This window comes from Rhodohalobacter mucosus (genome assembly GCF_003150675.1).
Lineage (GTDB): Bacteria > Bacteroidota > Rhodothermia > Balneolales > Balneolaceae > Rhodohalobacter > Rhodohalobacter mucosus.
In genome coordinates this window covers 1-1236 of record NZ_QGGB01000016.1, presented here as the reverse complement: position 1 = coordinate 1236, position 1236 = coordinate 1, and the positions used below count along the sequence as shown (strand labels likewise).

Genomic DNA, 1236 nt, shown 5'->3' with positions numbered 1-1236 from the left:
TAACGGTTTGGCAAATCTGCTGCGGGGCAATCAGCTTTAAAGTTGAGCAACAAACGTGAACCCGTCAGCAGGAATTGCTTTGTTATAAATCAAATGTCAACCTGGAAGTTTAGTACGATATATTTGACCTGTTTCAAAATCAATTAAATATAGAATATTATTTTTTGAATCGATGCTGAAATCGGAAAATGAAGAATCATTGTCATGTATTTTAATAATCTTTAGCAACTGGCCATCTGCATCCGTTTTGACCATATTTTGTGGGAAACCATCCGTTGAATTCCATAGAAGATAGGGCTCTTTATCAATCACTTTAATGGACAGTATATATTTAAAACTGGGAATTCCCCACTCAGCATCATTTGCTTGTTCAACAGCATTGTCAAATATGGCTTGATTAACAGGCATGTTTATTTCCTTATCCCAAAGCAATCTGCCTTCAGATGTATATTTTTGAAGACGACCAAGAGTATTCAAAAAGACATATAAATGATCACCACTAATATGCTTTGTGATATCATTCTTCATAAAATCGGGTATCTCCCCTCGTTGTAAAGTTCTAAGTTCTTTCTCGAAGTTTCCGGGCTGGAATTCATCTCCAGGAGCTTTACCAAAAAAATGTGTTGCCCCGGAATTTACATCTGATTTTTTAATAAGACTGCCGTTTTCCCCCATAGTCATGGTATAATATGATTCATCATTCATCAGGGTTACATATGTTTGATACATTGCGGGATCAACATCAATTCTCTTTATAAAGTCCCCTGAATAGCTAAACTGATTAATTTGATGCAAATTGGCATCCACAACATACAAATAGTTCTCGGAGTATAGCAGTTGTGTGGCTCTTTGGAATTCACCAGGGCCATTTCCTTCCCGCCCGAAGGTGTTAAGGATTTCTCCGTCAGTAGTTAATAAATGAACTTTGTTGGTTTGTGAGTCCAATACAGCCAAATTACTATTTGGTAAAATTTCGATTTGAACAGGTCGTACTAATCCATGTTGGTCGAAATCTGCAAATAATTCTAATTCCTCAATCTCAAATGTAGAAGTAGTCTCTACTTGTTTTGCTTTCTCGTCACTTTTACAGCTTGCATGGAAAATTATGATTGTTAAAAAAATTGCGCAGCAGAAGGAGTATTTTTGATTCATCTAAGGGCGTAGGTCATCTGTTTATGTAAGAATGTTGAGTTCTTGATTTATAACGGTTTGGCAAATAAGCGGCACGGCTAAGTA

1 protein-coding gene is annotated in these 1236 nt (G+C 36.4%); it reads right to left on the bottom strand.

The window, feature by feature from the left end:
- Positions 1–96: 96 nt before the first annotated feature.
- Positions 97–1152: a 6-bladed beta-propeller gene (locus DDZ15_RS16560; protein WP_109648236.1), complete on the bottom strand. Its 1056-nt coding sequence runs from the start codon at positions 1150–1152 to the stop codon at positions 97–99.
- Between the last annotated feature and the right edge of the window lie 84 nt (positions 1153–1236).